Below are 16855 nucleotides of genomic sequence, written 5' to 3'. Positions count from 1 at the left end.
AAGCGATTTACACCTTCGCAGAATAGCTATCCACAACACAAGAAGAAATGCGCTTACGAAACAGAGGAACGGACAGGACCGTCCCCAAAAGCACCGAACAAATATAGAAAGCGTATGCAATATCACTCACCCAAAACGATTCAATCGCCACGCCGTCACCACCGGAGTGAACTTCAATCAAAATCGAAGAAACATTCACCATCGGAATCACCACTGCCGACAAGACGCCAGCAATAGAAGTTGCAATGACGGCAAAAAACACAGAACTTCCCTCGCGCAAGAATATCACATAGGACAACCGCACCGGACCGATTGCACCTATGATGAATGCAGAGTACAACCACGCACGCCACACTTCATTTAACTCAAATCCGCCAAAATTGTCAACCATATTAAGCATTAAGATAGAAACCGCGAGAACGATAGCTCCCCAAACGACAACCTGAAGCCCAAATTGAGTAGCAAGTTTTCGCGCATTCCAAGATGAATAGATCGAAGTCAAATAATTGCAGAGGGACCTAGGACGTCGAAGAACGCCGGCGATGATCAACACAAAAATGAGGGACACGTTTAAGACCAATACAAGGAGGCCAAACAAGAGCAGGACCTGATCTGCCATCGACAAAATCACAGATCGCATCTCTTGACCCTCCACAGGATCCAGCACCCCGTGATCGACCGTAACGCGCGAGTAAACGACGAGCAGCACAGGAAGGACCAAAAAAGCCAGGATCGGCAAAACAATTCCAAAGAAAAGTCCGCCGATTAAAAACATCTTATCCGTCATAGAAAGTCCAGAACTGGCCCTCCAGTATTTAATAGGTACCGGCAGGAGACCTTCGATAGTCACCAAATCCTGATCTGAATCCAAGAACTCGACAAGGGTAAGGAACCCAACGAGGCAGAAAATGAAAAGGATTGCAGAAAGCAGAACACCTGTAGAAAGCCAACCACTTTGCGCACCAAACCGATTAAACAATGCAATCAACAGGAAAAAAGTAACCGCCCCCCAACCCAAAACCCTTCTCAACATTATCCTGGCCGACATTTCGACACGAGAAGACTTCAATAGATAAATAAACACGGGAAGAATGAAAAACACCAACACAAAAGCGACGACATCCATGATCCACCTCTTCACTTGACGAAGTGACACCCTCGAACGGTCCGCGGGCCCAGCCCACAGGTGCCCTCGGGATTGGCCGTTCAACACTAGATAAGCAATCCCTAACGCTCTAAATGCTACGCCGCCCAAGAATTTCCATCAACCCGGAACGATCGCAGCTACAACTCCGTCCTTCATATCGCAAAGTCACCCCCATATTTTTTCACCTGGCCGCGATCTGTCAACTTCACGACGCTACTTAAGCGGTGCCTTTCCCAGAAGAAGTACCACCCGAGGAAGATGCAGGGAGTAACGGGGGCGTATCGCCCGTTACCGTGATGGTGTCCGCTCAGGGGGACGCTCACCGAGCCCTGCGTGACCTTTCTCCGTGAGAATTTCCATGCTCCGTGGGCCAGTTGCCACCGAACGCCGGAGCCTATCGCTTACAGCTAATCGGGGAGACAGCCTGACTAAAGATCTATTCTTAACCTGGGTGCCTGTGACGGTTGTCCAAGAGGCGGGTGAACAGCCGCAACCACAAGGACACCATCATGTAAGCGTCCACAACATGCGCCATCGTCTTCATCGGACTCGATGTCTACAAGACCAGTCACCATGCATGCGCCCTCGCCACGACGGCCAACGAAATCTCCAATACGTCTCTGCCGCAGGTAGAACCCGCGCTGCGCGCAATCTTCGTATCCATGCAGACCCAAAGGCAGTGTTCTCATGGGCGTCGACCGACCCAACACCAGCAGCGCCCTGCCCATCGCCGAAGCCCGCGACTGCGGTTGCACGGTCGGATATCTGCCCAGCTGGCGGTGAACAATAGAGCGCTTCAAACTCAGCGGGATACAATCGCCGGACGAACCGAGGAGATGCTCGACCACTTCCCTGTCAGCCCAAGGTCGAGAAGTCGATGCCTTTCCGTGGACATCAAAACCGCCTCTAACATCTTGCTGCCCATCGACGATTGCCAAAACTTCGACGACGCCGCACATTTAACCCCTTACGCCGGCATCGCGCCAGCCACCAGTCGCCCGGTCACATCAATCCGCTGACAATTTCCCGCTCGCACCAGCAATAAGCGGCTGAAGAACGTCATATTTCGATCGGCATGAATCTCCTCGAACTGCCATCCCGCATCATGCGACTCCCACCTGCGCAAACGCGCCGAAGGAAAAAGCACTATCCGGCGGTGATATGCCTGTCCAAGAGAAGATGCAAAGTCATCGACGCCCTGTTGACCCGACGGGAGTACGTCCACTAGATCCCGCGAGGCCTCTGTCTACCGCTGCCTGACTCTAGAGCACGACCCGCACCGATCCTTCAACCCGGGTCGGTGCTTAGTTATGCCTGCCGACGCCCCTGTCCCGTGTATGAATAAATGATCCGCCCGAGATCTTGACAATCCCCAAAGGGACACCCCCATGAACCACAGATGGAACGCAGGGCCGACTGTGGACGACCCCCCATCAGGACACCATTTCGGCGACTTTAGCTATCTCAGCCCCATTCGACCAATTCAGGTGAAGCCATATTCGATCAATGCCATTAATACCACGATCAAGCTAAACGGCTTTCCAATAATCAGTCGATCGCAATGCCAAGATGCCGAGAAGCGAACGTTTCCGTCAGTTCGATGTGATCTTTCGCCATAGCATTCAGTATATTCACATCATTCTCGGTAGGCATCCCTTTCCTCAGCAATGAGGCCATTCTAGCCATTTCGGTCTGCACAACTCTCGCTGTAGATACAATCTTACGGAACTCATCCTTTTGATCGTACGTCATATAAATTCGCCCCCAATACACTGGGGCTTCGGACGCGTTACTCCAATTCTTCTTGTAGATGTCGATTCGATCTGCTGCATTTTTCTTCTCAGCCTCACTCGCCTCGATCACCGGACTAATACCGTCTTCGACAAGTCGCCTGAAGGCATCCGGCCTCAACGCTACCGCAGCAATTGCTTCGGCAATTTTCTCTACACATTCCTGAATCCTTTTTTCTTCAGCATAGTAGTGTGCAAATCCCTGCTGCATAAAGTGCCCAAAGATTGCTACCGCAAGTGCTATCGTGGCAACAGCCGGAGCAAAATGCGACGTAGTAATCCCTTCTTCAGGGCGCCAAATAAAAATCGCCACAATGAGACCAACGCCGGCGATTAAAGGAGCGGCGATAACGAATTTAGAAACTGCGGGCAGAGAGTCAAAAACTTCCCAAAAAGGAATCTTCCGAGCTTCAGGCTTCCACTGCTCGTGCTTTACTCGCATCACGTTCTTCCAATAAGGGCTCAATTCTCGACTAGCCTTCATTCTCCCACCCAGAAGTTCGACTGAGACAGCTTTCGCTAGAGGGTTCTCACAGCATCCAATTATGCGCGCCATCTACATGTGCCAGCATAGCACGGCTACCAGCCCGCAGCAGCTGCATGTTCTGGACAATAAAACTTGGCCGCATCGACGACGATGACGCCAGCCTCAAATTCATCCCACCCATACAATCCTGACGACTGCTCGCCCTAATTTTCCCTGAGCCTATCCAACATATCTGACTCAATATCATCCAACGAGACGCCTTTATCGAACTCCGCACATATCCACTCAGCTTGGGCGAGCGGTTCGACTTCATGAAACTCGGGAATATATTCTGTAATGGAATCTATAAACTCTTGAGCGGCTGCCGCTTCAACAACTCGAGACTTTGTGGCTTCTCCTTGAGCGGTTCCGCCAGCCTCGCCAAGGGCCCCACAAGCGGATAACACTAGGGGCGACATCGCAAAGACCATAAGAACTTTAGTCCGTTTCATTGTATCCATCTGACTGAGTGATCATCGACCGTTCAAGTTGTCGACAAAGTAGCTACGAAAGACTTGGGATTTTCCGACGTTTTCCCTACCCCTCATCCGTCGACAACGCCGCCACGAACGCCTCCTGCGGGACGCTCACGGAGCCGATGTTCTTCATCCGCTTCTTGCCGGCCTTCTGCTTCTCCAGCAGTTTGCGCTTACGCGAGATATCGCCGCCGTAGCACTTGGCCAGGACGTCCTTGCGCAGGGCGCGGATGTTCTCGCGGGCGATGATCTTCGCGCCGATCGCCGCCTGCACGGGCACCTCGAACTGCTGGCGAGGGATCAGCTCGCGCAGCTTCTTGGTCATCTTGTTGCCGTACCACTGCGCATTGTCGCGGTGCACGATCGCGCTGAACGCGTCGACGGCCTCGCCCTGCAGCAGAATGTCCACCTTCACCAGGTCCGCCTGCTGCTCGCCGGCTTCCTCGTAATTCAGCGACGCATAACCCTTGGTGCGCGACTTCAGCATGTCGAAGAAGTCGAAGATGATCTCGCCCATCGGCATGGTGTAACGCAGCTCCACGCGATCCTCGGACAGGTAATCCATCCCGCCCATCTCGCCGCGCTTCTGCTGGCACAGCTCCATGGTGGAACCGACGAACTCGCTCGGCACGATGATCGTGCACTTCACGATCGGCTCCCACACCTCCTTGAGCTTCCCCTCCGGCCAGTCGGACGGGTTGTGCACCACGACCTCGGAGCCGTCCTCGACCACCACGCGGTACACCACATTCGGCGCCGTGGAAATCAGATCCAGGTCGAACTCGCGCTCCAAGCGCGTACGCGTGATCTCCATGTGCAACAGCCCCAGGAAGCCACCGCGGAAACCGAACCCGAGTGCCACCGACGTCTCGGGCTCGAACGTGAGGGCGGCGTCGTTAAGCTGCAGTTTTTCCAGCGCATCGCGCAAATCCGGGTAATCGGCCTGCGAAATGGGGAACAGCCCCGAGTACACCATCGGCGTCGGCTCGGCGTAGCCCTCCAGGGCCTGCTCCGCGGGCCGCTTGTTCAACGTGACGGTATCGCCGACCTTCGACTGGCGGACGTCCTTCACGCCCGTGATCAGGTAACCGACCTCGCCGACGCCCAGCCCCCGCGACTTCTGCGGCTGGGGCGAGACGATGCCGATTTCCAACAACTCGTGCTTGGTGCCATTCGACATCATCTGGATCACGTCACGCGGCTCCAGGCGGCCATCGACGACGCGGATGTAGGTGACCACGCCGCGGTAGGTGTCGTAGACCGAGTCGAAGATCATCGCACGCGCCGGCGCATCGGCATCGCCCTCCGGCGGCGGCACGAGCTCGCACACGCGGTCCATCAGCGCCTCGACGCCCTCACCCGTCTTGCCCGACACCCGCAGCACGTCCTCCGGCTCGCAGCCGATGATGTGCGCGATCTCCTCCGAATACTTCTCCGGGTCGGCGGCCGGCAGGTCGATCTTGTTAAGGACCGGGATGATCTCAAGATCATTCTCCATGGCCAGGTACAGGTTCGCCAGCGTCTGCGCCTCGATGCCTTGCGCCGCGTCGACCAGCAGAATCGCGCCCTCGCACGCCTCCAGCGCGCGCGAGACCTCGTAGGTGAAGTCCACGTGGCCGGGGGTGTCGATCAGATGCAGCACGATCTCCTCGCCGGCATGCGCCCCCGACTTCGGTACCCACGGCAGCCGCACGTTCTGCGCCTTGATGGTGATGCCGCGCTCACGCTCGATGTCCATGTTGTCCAGGTACTGGTCACGCATGTCGCGCGCCTCGACCACGCCGGACATCTGCAGGATGCGGTCCGCCAGGGTCGACTTGCCGTGGTCGATGTGGGCGATGATGCAGAAGTTGCGGATCTGCTTGGGATCCGTGAACGTCTGCGCCGCGAAATTCCTGGTCACGTTGGCCGTACTCCGTACTCATGGGGGACATCTGGGTATTCTCCGCCCACACTACCCGGCGGCGATTCGCGACCGGACACCGTCGTCGCGCGGGCCCGGCGCTGGGCTAAACTCGTGCACCATGACGCCCCGCGAACCCGACTCCCCGGCCAATGCCACGGCCGTCGGTTCCGGCTTGACGACGCCCACCTCCGACTCCTCCGCCGCCCCCGGCCCGAAGAGGCGATACCGGTTCGGCCGGGCCGTGCGGCGTTCGTGGCGGCGCGGCTCGGCGCGGGTGTGGCGCTGGATCATCGCGTCGACGGAGTGGTTCCGCGGCGGTGACACCCTCGACCGCGGCCTGTCCATGCTCAACGAGCAGCTGGGTTTGATGCCCGACGCCGATGACGACGGCCTATCGCGCCGAGAGCCCGCCACCGTCGCCCGCCCCACCGCCGAGATGGCGCGGTCCATCGTTTACGCGCCGGACATGGACGGCCAGACCGATCCCGGCGAGGTCGTGTGGGCGCCCGTGCTTCTGGAGGGCGACGCCGAGAAGCCCCGCGAGCGCGCCGTCGTCGTCGTTGGTCGCAGCAAGCAGACGCTGCTGGGCGCGCTGATCTCCACTCACCAGCGGCACGCGGATTCGCCGCATTGGCTGTTCATCGGCTCCGGCGCGTGGGATCCGGAGGGCCGGCCGTCGTGGGTGCGGCTGGACAAGATCCTCGAGGTCCCCGAGTCCGGCATCCGCCGGTCCGGCGCGATGATGCCGCGGCGCCGCTTCGACCGCATCGCCGCGCGCCTGCGCTCGGATTACCACTGGAGCTGAGCGCTTAGTCTGCCGCCGGCTCTTGGGATTTCTTCCGCACCGGCCCGCCTGGTAGAGTTCTTCAAGTTGTTCACGCGACCTCGCGTGACCGCAGGCGATCAGGACCTTGGGTTCGCCGCGGCCACGACCGGCGCCGGGCCTCACCCCGGGAGCGCGTATCACCACCGACTACGGATACAAGAGGTATTCACATGGCTAACATCAAGTCCCAGATCAAGCGCAACAAGACCAACGAGAAGGCGCGCGTCCGCAACCAGGCCGTTCGCTCGGAGGTCCGCACCGAGGTGCGCAAGCTCCGCGCCCTCGTCGAGGCCGGCGACAAGTCCGGCGCCGAGGCGCAGCTGCGCGTCGCGTCCCGCAAGCTGGATAAGGCCGTGTCCAAGGGCGTGTTCCACCGCAACAACGCGGCGAACAAGAAGTCCGCGCTGGCGAAGTCCGTCAACAAGATCGAGGGCTAAACCTCTTTCGCTTGACGACGGCCCGGCGGCCCCGCCGCCCGGCCTTCAGCCTCGAAGCGCCCCGACCGTTTTTCGGTCGGGGCGCTTTTCGCATGCGTGGAGGGGTTGGGCTTCGGCCCCCGCGGCACACTCGAGGCGCGGGGCGCTTTCGCATGCGGGGACGGGTCCTGGGAGCGGCGTGCGGGTTGCTGGCCAGCGCGGCGCGGTTACCGCCGGTGCGAGGTCTTGGCCAGCGCGGCGATGTCGACGACGGCCTTCTCCACCGCGTACTCCGGGTCGGCGGACCAACCCTTCACGCCCGCGTCGAGTTCTGCGATGATCTGCGCCGCCTGCGCGATCGCCGGCGTCGACCATCGCGTGGCCAGGCGGTGGGTCTTCTCCAGCTTCCACGGCGGCATGCCGAAGCGCCCAGCGTCCCGGTTACTCACGCCGCGCACGGCGTGCAGGCGGGCGACGTCGCCGACCATGCCCGACAGCGCCGCCGCCAACAGCACGTACGGCACGCCCAACTGCATCGCCCGGCGCGCCAACGCCAGCGCATCGGCGCCCCGCCCGGTCAGCGCGAGCTCGGCGACCTCGAATCCGGAGACTTCGGCGGTGCGGCCGTAGTACGTGCGCACGGCATCGACGGTGACGTTGCCGCCGGTATCCGACACCAGCTGCGACACGGCGGTGGCCAGCTCGCGCAGATCCGATCCGACCGAATCCAGCAGCGCGTCGATGACGTCGGGCGACACGCGCAGCCGGTGCGCCTGGAACTCGCCGCGCACGAACCCGGGCAGGTCGTTGCGCTTGATGGGGTGGGCCTCGAAAAGTTGCGCGCCGGTCTTGCGCAGCGCGGGGACCATTTTCTTCTGCCGCCCCTCGCCGGAGTGCTGCAGGATCAGCGTGATTCCAGGTGCGGGGTCTGCGGCGGCCTGCACGATCAGGTCAGCGGGTTCCTTGCCGGCGGCGTCGCAGTCGGTGAGCACGATGATGCGGTCCTCGCCGAACAGCGACGGGCTGAGCAGTTCGACCAGGTCGGTGGTGGTGACGTCGCCGCCGCGCAGGTCGGTGATGGGCACCGCCCGGCCGTCGGGGTCGCCGGCGGTGGCAGCGGACCGGCGCACGGCGGCGATGATCGCCAACCGGGCGCGGTCGATGAGCAGCCCTTCCTTGCCGACGATCACGTTCACCGGTGCGGGCATCGTCTGAGTCACGCTCCCATCGTGCCAGACTCTCCGGATCGGCCCATCACCTCACCCGAGCAAATGGGTTACGGGTGATGAGGCGGTTAAGCAGACCGTTCGCTACGGGGTTACCCGCTGCCAAATCCGGCAGGTGATCTCAGCGAGAGCAGCGCTACGTGCGGTGATCGCAGCCTCGTCCCAATCTTCTGCAGCTGCCACCGGAAGATTCAATTGCAGTGCCGACTGTGCTGCGAGTTCAGGCCGCTTGAATTCCCATCCGAGGTTCGATACCCCCTGGTTGAACGCCGAAGTGACAAGCGTCAGGTTCCCGATTCGATCGACCGCAGCATTGCGCTCAGCCGTTGCCAGCTCACGCTGGGCAGGATCGGCCATGGACTCTTCCCGGAGAGCCCAATGGCGCTCCCACCGTTGGGGCATCAGATGTTCGATCTGCAAGCGGCCATAGTCAAACACCGCTGGCTCAGTTCGGGGGTTTTCAGCGCGCATTTGCGCATCAATCGCCCCCAACACGAGTCGGATACGTTCCTGAGTGAAGCGACCATAGAAGCGATCCCGTGCAAAAGCCTCTTTTACCAGGGTATCGGAAGGCCAATCCATCGAGTTGGGGCCGGCGGAGAGTGTCTCAACGATGGCACCACCGATGCCCGAAACGCCGTTCTTCTGCGCGGATTTCGCGTTCTTCAACACCGTCAAGAAGGCGGTGTTATAACCGCGGGTGTTCGCGCCTAGGAGCATGCGCCGGATAACCCACGATTCCACGGCACCCACAGCCAATTCGTGATCAGCGAGGGATAGTTCGTTCGCAGGCAAAGTCTGAAGCCATGCTAGAAGGGGAACCGCGGTTTGGAGCTTTAGAGTCACCAGGTTGCGATACGACTTGGTCAGAGACGGAGACCCTGAATCTTCTGCCCCGTAGATCACCTTGTACGAATGCCGGTACTCCGCGAGCTCCGCGAGAACATCCCGAGTCCCACGGTTGCCACCGGCGAGGTATTGACGCACCTCTCCGTAAAGGTGGCGGATGTTTGATTCAGCCCCTGTGACAGCAGCCAACCAAACTGACAGCAAGACGTCCCGTCGGGCGCGAGCAGCATGACCAACGCCGACCTGCTGCTTCCACCAGGGTTCATCGAATTCCGCCCAGTACTCGTCGTAAAGCTCTTCCAATTCCTGCTCATCGGCCAACTCTCCTCGCAGGAAGAGGAGGTTTTTCACCAAGTCCGAAGCCGACAGGGGGGTCTGGCGCCCGTTGAGGACCTCAAAAATCACCTGAGCATCGTCATTCTCGTCCAAATCAATGACCACAAGCTTGAAGAGGTCGAGGAGTGCGTCGACGATGTCGTCGGTTCGATCTCGGCCTTGCTCGTCTTCCAGGGCAGCTCGTACCGACTCAGAGAAGAACTTGCGGGCTTGCAAGTACAGATGGTCGTTCGCGCCAACTGTAGGAACTTCATCCGACATGGCTACCGGCCAAACGTCCCGGTCCTTGCGCCGCGGCCACAACTTGTAACGCTCATGTGGGTGGTCAATCACATCCGCAGGATTCTCGAGCAGCCTCTTCACCTGCTTGGAGCGGCCAGAGCCGTTTTCCTGCAGGACATCCAGAACTCCGCGCACCAATAGCTGCAGGGTCGTCAGACGTTGTTGCCCATCAATGACTGCGGACAGCGTTAAGCCGCCAGTTGGAGACGGCAGCTGATCGCAAACGACCGCCCCCAAGAAATGCGGTGCAACATACTTTTCAGCCCGCGCTGCAGATGTGCCCGTTGCTTCCGCCTTCTTACGGGCTTCACCCAGGCGGTTGGCCGCCGAGTCCAGATCCTCGAAAAGCAGCTCCCACTGTCCCTCCCGAGTCCACTCATAGTCACGCTGGAAGGTCGGGATCACGTACCTCCCTTCAAGGGTCATGATCTTCTTCAACGCCTTGGTGTCGGCCTCCACCGCAGTCCCTCGCTTGGTTTGTTGCGTGAATCGTCTCCGTATCGTTCTCCAACGTACCGAAGACACGAGTCACGGCTCGTCGGCTTCGTAACCCGAGCGGAAGGAGCTGCCATACGGTCCGCCGACCGAGATCGGCGTTTCTCATGCCATGCCCCTTGGCCGCCTAGCGGCTGCCGTTTCTCCACACCGCGCCATCCGGGTAGAGCGCATGCACTCCATCGCGTACCGGACACACGACGGGGACGCCCTCGGCCGTGCGGATGCGGACCCGCGCCCGCTCCCCGCAGTTCTCGACGACGATCCACCGCGGCACCGCCGTGAACTCGGTGGACTCCGTGGCACGGTCTGGTCCACTAACGTCACTCCTTCCCGCGCCGGAGCCCCCGCCCACCGAGTCCTCCACGTCATCGAGGCTCGCGTGCACCTCCACCTCCGATTCGTCGACGTGACCCGCCACTCCCCTCTCCAGGGCCAAACGGCAGGGGCGTGGGAGGGAGGGGGCGTGGGCGTCGTCAAGCGAGGCGGCGGTGACCACCCGCACTCGCCCGCCGTCGGCGCAGGCCCCGATGATCCAGCCGGGCGGGGCCGCGGGAATGTGCCAGCCGAGCGTGATGACCACCGCCGCCGCACCCATCACCACCGCCGTCACCGCGGCGGCGACCGAGGGCCACGCGATCGCGGCCACGGCCAGCGCGACGAAGACCGCTAACCCGAGCATCCCCATCTCCCCCGACGCCCCGGGCAACCCCGCCGCCGCGTGCCCCACCGCCCACACCCACCACGCGAAGGGCGCGGCGGCATGCACGAGCACCGCGACCACCGGCCCCAACCCCAGCAGCGCAGCGACGGCGGCGAGCGTGCCCAGAATGGTCACCGGCGCGACCGCGGGCGCTGCGGCGAGATTGGCCAGCACCGACACGTGGGAGACCTCGCCGAGAGTGAGGGCGAGGACGGGCGCGGTCGCGACGTGGGCCACCAGCGCGACGGCGGCAGCCCGGACGAGCGGCGCCGGCATCCTCGCCACCCCGGGGATGCGCAGCAGCCGATGCGTCATGGGCGCGGCGGCCAGCACCAGCCCCGCCGTCGCCGCGACCGACAGCGCGAACCCAATGGACACGGCGAGATCCGGGAACGCGACGATGAGCACGATCGTCCCCGCCATCAGCGCCGGCAGCGCCTGCCCCCGCCGCCCGAGGAGCACGGCGAGCAGGCCGACGATGCCCGTCATCAGCGCCCGCAGCACCGACGGCTCGGTGCCCACCACCGCCACGAACGCCGCCAGCGTCACCGCCGCGACCACCACCCGCCACCGCGGCGGCGCCCACGCGAACGCCCACACCGCCGCCCCGACCAGCAGAGACACGTTCGCGCCCGACACCGCGGTGAGGTGCGCGAGCCCCGAGTCGACCATCATCTCCTGGTCGCCCGCACCGAACCCGCGCTCATCACCGAGCGTCATCGCGGGCACCAGCCGATCCGGCCCGGTCGGCAACGCGGCGGCGGCATCGCGCAGGCCATCGCGGACGCGGGCGATGTGGTCATCGGGATGCTTGACGACGTCCACCGCCCCCCGCACCGACGCCACCACCCCGGACAACGCCGGCCGTTCGGAGGCCGAGATTCCCCCGTAGGCGTCGAGGACCGTGCCCCGGTCGTGGTCGAGCAGGCGGTCATCGCCGAAGACGCGGACGCGGCCGGGAAGGCCCTCGATGGTGGCCTCGGCGGTCGCACCGTGCTCGGTGGCCTTCGGCGTCGTGGTCAGCGTGAGGCGGGTCTTCTTGATGCCATCGATGCTCTCCGCGATCGGGTGCGCGGCGGCGCGGGCGCGGCGGATGAGCGTGCCCGACACGGCGACGATCAACGCGACCGCCGGCAGCGCCACCGTCGACGCCTGACGACGCCACGCCACCACCGCCGTAAACACCGCCGCCACGAGCAGCATCCAACCCAGCGGAGTCGTCGACGACGTCGCCAGGGTGATCGCCGTCGCCGCCCATACGAGCAGCGCGGCGGGCACCAGACGCAGGTCAAGGCCCAGGCGCGGAACTGCGGGGCCAGCATCGGGAGGCGGCGGCGAGGGATCGGCCATCGCGTACGTGCCACGGCGTTCGTCCGCTGCGGATTCTCCACGCTGGATGCCGCTTACGCCCGGTGACTGCATCTGCCGCGTCCGCTGCGTCATCGCGTCACACCGTCACTTCCGCGCGCATGCCCTCGAGCTTGGCGGGGCCGATGCCGGGCACCTCTTCAAGCTGGTCGACGCTGGCGAAGGGGCCGTTGGCCTCGCGGTGGGCGACGATCTTCTTCGCCGTCGCCGGCCCGATGCCGGTGACGCTTTCGAGTTCCGACTCCGTCGCCGTGTTGATGTTCACCAGCCCCGAGCCGCCACCACCGCCCACGCCACCACCCGCGCCGCCAGCTCCACCGGCCCCTGCCACGCCCGCGCCCACTCCACTCGCATCTCCGCCCGGCGCGCCCGCAGCCGTTCCCCCGGTCGACAGCTCGGGCAGCGGATCCGGCCCCACCAGGATCTGCTGGCCATCCGTCAGCGGAGCGGCGAGGTTGACGCTGGCGGGGTTGGCCTCGGGACGCATCCCGCCGGCGGCATGGATCGCGTCGGCCACGCGCGCGACGCCGGGCACGGTCACCACTCCCGGATGATGAACCATCCCCACCACCGACACGATGATCTCCGCTGGCGGCGCCGGAGGCTCGCTCGGGGCGTCCACCGCTGCGCCCGGATCTGCCGACGTCGGCAGGCCACCCTGCCCCTGGCCTGCGTCGACAAGCGAGGTATCCACCACCGGCATGTCGACCACCGGCCCGCGCGACAGTGCCCACCCCGCGACAATCGCGACCAGCACGACGGCCCCCGCCATCGCGACGGCCACCACCGCCCGCCGGTTCACGGCGATGCGCCGCCGCGAATAGTCGACGGGCATCGCCTCCTCGGCGGGCACCGGCTCCAGCAGGTCACCCAAACGCGAACGCAACGAATCCACGCCCGCACGCTAAGCCCGCCGCGGCCCTCCCCGCCGCGCACGAAGGCCCGGATCCGCCACGATTGTGGATGAATCCGGGCCTGTGGATACCGCCGAAATCCGGTGCGGCTACTGCTTTACGACGCCACCGTCCGACTCATCGCCCTCATCGGAGACAGGAGCGTTGGTGTCCGGAGCATTCGTGTGAGGAGCGTTCGTGTGAAGAGCGTTGGTGTCGGGAGCGTCGCCGCCGTTGGCGAGTGGACCATCAATGCCGGCACCACCCGTGCTCGGATCAGCGGCCTGTCCGGGATCGACGGCCCCATGGGCGCGGTCCGCCGCACGTCGCGCGGCTTCCTCGCGGGCCTCGACGCCGAACGCCGCGCCCTCGGGATCGGAATGGTCGCGACGGGCCAGCTCCGCGATCGCGTGCGCCAGCGCCTCGGCCTTTTCGATGGCCGCCCGGCGGTTCTCGCTCCACGTCGGCAACTTCGCCGCGACCGTGGTGAACAGCGGCGACGAGTCCCGGCCGACCACGGCGGTCGGCGGCAGCGGCAGATCGTCTCCACCATCGGCCCCCTTGCCGCCTTCGATGCCATTGCCGCCGTTGCCGCCGCGCTTACCGGCGCCAGCAGCACCCGGCTCATCGACGGATCCCGCCTCACCGCCGTTGCCCGCCACCTCGGGGGCGACGACCAGCCCCACGGCATACGCCCCGGGCCCGGTGTGGGCGACCAGCGCGGCGGGCAGGTCCACGACCTCGAAGGTCGAGCCCTCGGGAAGCTCCAGCGACAGCATCGCGTGCAGCTCCTCGACGCGCTCCAGCGCCCCGGAGTGCTGCAGCATCACGTGCGCGGGCCGCCCGGCGGCCTCCGTCGCGGCGAGGTCGACGAGCTTGTCCAGCACCTTCGCCTCGGTGCGGCACTTGGCCACCAGGCCCAGCGTGCCGTTTTCGATGCCGACGATCGGCTTGATCGCCAACGCCGTCGACAGCACCGCCTGGCCGGTCGAAATGCGCCCGCCCCGACGCAGCGGCTCGAGCTTGGGCACGTAGAGCCACAGGCGGTTGCGATCCAGCACGTCGTCGGCGACGGCGACGCACTCGTCCAAACTCCCGCCCTCGGCGGCCTTCTCGGCGGCCGCGATCGCCGCGGCCCCCATCCCTGCACCCACCGACGACGAATCCACCACGTGCACGTTGTCCAGCACCGCGGCCGCCGTCACGGCATTCGACCACGTCGCCGACAACCCCTTGCCCAGGTGCAGCGCCACCACGCCGGCATCCGCGCCACGCTCCAGCGCCCGCGCATACGCCGCGCACAGCGGCAGCGGCCCGATCGCCGACGTGGTCTGCTCCCCGTCGACTTCATCCAGCCCCAGCGCCACCACGGTGATGCCATGCCGCTTGGCGACGTCCGGCGCCACGCACGCAGACTCGTCCACCACGATCTGCACCCGGCCACGCCGAGCGGCGCGGTCGCTCACGCCGCCACCGGCCTCACCGGCTTCGTTGGACTCGCCGGCCGCCCGGCCTCCCCGCTCCCCCGCGGCGGTCACCGGTCGATCTCCTCGTCGAAAAGCTCGGCATTGAAGGCGCCGAGGTACCAGCCGAGCTCGCCATCCGGGCGGATCTTGGCGCTCAGCTCGACCCACGCGGTGTTCCGCAGGCCGTTGAACATCGTGTAATGGCTGATGGGGACGTCGAGCAGCGACGCCGTCAGCGCGGCAATCGCCCCGCCGTGGGCCACGAGCAACACCGTGGAACCGGGCCAGGAGTCGTCGTCAAGCAACTCGTCGACGACCGCGCGCATGCGGGCCGCGACCTCGACACGGGTCTCGCCACCCGGCGGGGCCCACGTCGCATCATGGCGCCACGTGGCGCGCTGGCCCGGGTACCCGCCGTCGATCTCGCCGTGGGTGCGGCCCTGCCAATCGCCCAGATTCGTCTCGCGCAAACGGGAATCACGCTCGACGCTGATGCCCAGCACGCGGCCGGCCGCCTCCGCGGTCTCCGCCGCGCGGCGCAGATCAGACGACACGATGCGGTGAATGTCGCGCTCGCGGCGACCCAGATGCGCCGCGGCCCGCTCGGCCTGTGCGACGCCCTCGGCCGACAACTCCGTGTCCATCTGCCCCTGCATGCGGCGCGTGGCGTTGTACGTCGTCTGGCCGTGGCGCAGCAACAGCAGACGGCGGGCGGGGACGTTGTCCATCGGCGGCGTCATCCTCTCGGGAAACGGGCGGGCGGCGGGGCTGAACCGGCGGGCGGTGCGGGCGGCGCGGGGAAACCGGCGGCCGCGGCGGCTCTAGTACTCGTCGGAATCCGGCTCGGGGGCGGCCAGCGGGATCTCGTCGATGGAACGGGCGGCCAGCGACGCGTCGGCCGAACCGGTCACGGCGGTCTGCTCGACGCCCTCGACCTCGATGCGGGGGCAGTCCTTCCACAGGCGGTCCAGGCCGTAGAAGTCGCGCTCTTCGTCGCGGAAGACGTGGACGACCAGCATCCCGTAATCCAGCAGCGCCCAACGGCCCTCGCGCACGCCCTCGCGGCGGATGGGCTTGACGCCGGCGTCGCGCAGGTCATCCTCGACCTCGTCGACGATGGCGGACACCAGACGCTCGTTGTCGGCACTGACCAGCACGAACGCGTCGGTGATCACCAGCGGGCCCGACACGTCGAGAACGGCGATGTTGGCGCCCTTCATGCGGTCGGCGGCGCGGGCGGCGATGGTGGCCAGGTTGGCGGCCTCGGTGGATGCGGTCACGAGTGGAATTCAGCTCCCGGTAGTTTCGGTGTTCTCCTCGCCCGCGGGCGAGGGGTGGTCGGCTTGCACGTCCTGGTACAAACCCCTTTTGGCAATGTACTGCACCACGCCGTCGGGTACGAGATACCAGACCGGCCGGCCGTCGGCGGCGCGTTTGCGGCAGTCGGTCGACGAGATCGCCATGGCGGGGATGTCCACCAGGTGCAGGCGGGCGCGGTCGACGTCGGGCAGTTCCTCCTCGACCAGGTGGAAGCCCGGCCGGTTAACGCCGACGAAGGTGGCGGCGTCGAACATCTTCTCCCAATCGCGCCAGGTGACGATCTTCTGCAGCGCGTCGGCGCCGGTGATGAAGAACAGCTCGTCGTCGGGGAATTGGGCGTTGAGGTCGTTGAGGGTGTCGATGGTGTACGTCGCGCCCGGCCGGTCGATGTCGACGCGCGAGACGGTGAACCGCGGGTTGGAGGCGGTGGCGATGACCGTCATCAGGTAACGGTCCTCCGAGTCCGAGACCCTGCGCCCGCGCTTTTGCCACGGCTCGCCGGTGGGCACGAAAATGACGCTGTCCAGCGCGAACCTGTCGGCGACTTCGCTGGCCGCGACCAGGTGGCCGTGGTGGATCGGGTCGAACGTGCCGCCCATGACGCCGATGCGCCGCGGCCGGTCGGACCTCGCCGCCAGCACGCGCGGCGGAGTCGGCTCGTTTCGCTTGACGACGCCCCCGTCGTCCGCCACGAGGCCTTTTTTCGGCTCTTTCTGCTCTTCCGGCATGGCGGGAATCGTACCCGCCGCAGGTGGTGGCCGATAATCGGCGGTGAGCGAATTTCACCCGGGGCGCGGCGCCGGACGACCGTTCAAATGAGAATCCACGAC

General features: G+C 64.4%; 14 protein-coding genes. 2 read left to right on the top strand and 12 right to left on the bottom strand.

Annotation, left to right across the window (positions count from 1 at the left end; all coding sequences use genetic code 11):
- Positions 1–7: 7 nt before the first annotated feature.
- From CX1_RS12290 to lepA, 4 genes are all read right to left on the bottom strand, one after another.
- Positions 8–1126, bottom strand: a complete 1119-nt coding sequence (locus tag CX1_RS12290; RefSeq protein ID WP_146780624.1) for a hypothetical protein — start codon at positions 1124–1126, stop codon at positions 8–10.
- A 1569-nt stretch (positions 1127–2695) separates the two neighbouring features.
- Complete coding sequence (locus CX1_RS12285) at positions 2696–3379, bottom strand: hypothetical protein (RefSeq protein WP_146780626.1); 684 nt, start codon at positions 3377–3379, stop codon at positions 2696–2698.
- A 248-nt stretch (positions 3380–3627) separates the two neighbouring features.
- Positions 3628–3924 (bottom strand): hypothetical protein, encoded by a 297-nt coding sequence (locus CX1_RS12280; RefSeq protein WP_146780628.1) that lies wholly within the window; start codon positions 3922–3924, stop codon positions 3628–3630.
- A gap of 76 nt (positions 3925–4000) precedes the next feature.
- Positions 4001–5842: a translation elongation factor 4 gene (gene lepA / locus CX1_RS04440; RefSeq protein ID WP_046651256.1), complete on the bottom strand. Its 1842-nt coding sequence runs from the start codon at positions 5840–5842 to the stop codon at positions 4001–4003.
- Between the two features lie 121 nt (positions 5843–5963).
- Here lepA and CX1_RS04435 point away from each other — a divergent pair, with 121 nt between their 5' ends.
- Entirely contained in the window at positions 5964–6650 is a 687-nt protein-coding gene (locus CX1_RS04435; protein WP_082719093.1) for a type II toxin-antitoxin system PemK/MazF family toxin, read from the top strand.
- A gap of 191 nt (positions 6651–6841) precedes the next feature.
- The gene (gene rpsT / locus CX1_RS04430; protein WP_046651255.1) at positions 6842–7108 is read left to right on the top strand and encodes a 30S ribosomal protein S20; all 267 of its coding nucleotides are present in this window, start codon (positions 6842–6844) and stop codon (positions 7106–7108) included.
- A 206-nt stretch (positions 7109–7314) separates the two neighbouring features.
- Here rpsT and holA read toward each other — a convergent pair whose 3' ends face one another.
- From holA to nadD, 8 genes are all read right to left on the bottom strand, one after another.
- Complete coding sequence (gene holA / locus CX1_RS04425) at positions 7315–8307, bottom strand: DNA polymerase III subunit delta (RefSeq protein WP_371440302.1); 993 nt, start codon at positions 8305–8307, stop codon at positions 7315–7317.
- A gap of 90 nt (positions 8308–8397) precedes the next feature.
- Entirely contained in the window at positions 8398–10239 is a 1842-nt protein-coding gene (locus CX1_RS11965; protein ID WP_046651253.1) for a DUF262 domain-containing protein, read from the bottom strand.
- Between the two features lie 163 nt (positions 10240–10402).
- Positions 10403–12328 carry a ComEC/Rec2 family competence protein gene (locus tag CX1_RS04415; protein ID WP_060925326.1) on the bottom strand — a complete coding sequence of 642 codons (1926 nt, stop codon included), beginning with the start codon at positions 12326–12328 and terminating at the stop codon, positions 10403–10405.
- Between the two features lie 97 nt (positions 12329–12425).
- The gene (locus tag CX1_RS04410; RefSeq protein ID WP_046651252.1) at positions 12426–13241 is read right to left on the bottom strand and encodes a ComEA family DNA-binding protein; all 816 of its coding nucleotides are present in this window, start codon (positions 13239–13241) and stop codon (positions 12426–12428) included.
- A 108-nt stretch (positions 13242–13349) separates the two neighbouring features.
- Positions 13350–14777: a DegV family protein gene (locus CX1_RS12785; RefSeq protein WP_244465543.1), complete on the bottom strand. Its 1428-nt coding sequence runs from the start codon at positions 14775–14777 to the stop codon at positions 13350–13352.
- Positions 14774–15433: a histidine phosphatase family protein gene (locus CX1_RS04400; protein WP_174520144.1), complete on the bottom strand. Its 660-nt coding sequence runs from the start codon at positions 15431–15433 to the stop codon at positions 14774–14776. Before CX1_RS04400 ends, CX1_RS12785 begins: the two co-directional genes overlap by 4 nt.
- Before the next feature lie 93 nt (positions 15434–15526).
- Complete coding sequence (gene rsfS, locus CX1_RS04395; protein ID WP_046651250.1) at positions 15527–15985, bottom strand: ribosome silencing factor; 459 nt, start codon at positions 15983–15985, stop codon at positions 15527–15529.
- Between the two features lie 9 nt (positions 15986–15994).
- Positions 15995–16753, bottom strand: coding sequence for a nicotinate-nucleotide adenylyltransferase (gene nadD, locus CX1_RS04390; protein WP_082719091.1), 759 nt, complete (start codon positions 16751–16753; stop codon positions 15995–15997).
- Between the last annotated feature and the right edge of the window lie 102 nt (positions 16754–16855).

It is taken from the genome of Corynebacterium xerosis NBRC 16721 = ATCC 373 (genome assembly GCF_001552415.1).
Classification (GTDB): Bacteria; Actinomycetota; Actinomycetes; order Mycobacteriales; family Mycobacteriaceae; genus Corynebacterium; species Corynebacterium xerosis.
Note: the sequence above shows the minus strand (reverse complement) of the source record. Positions and strands in the feature narration are given on the sequence as shown.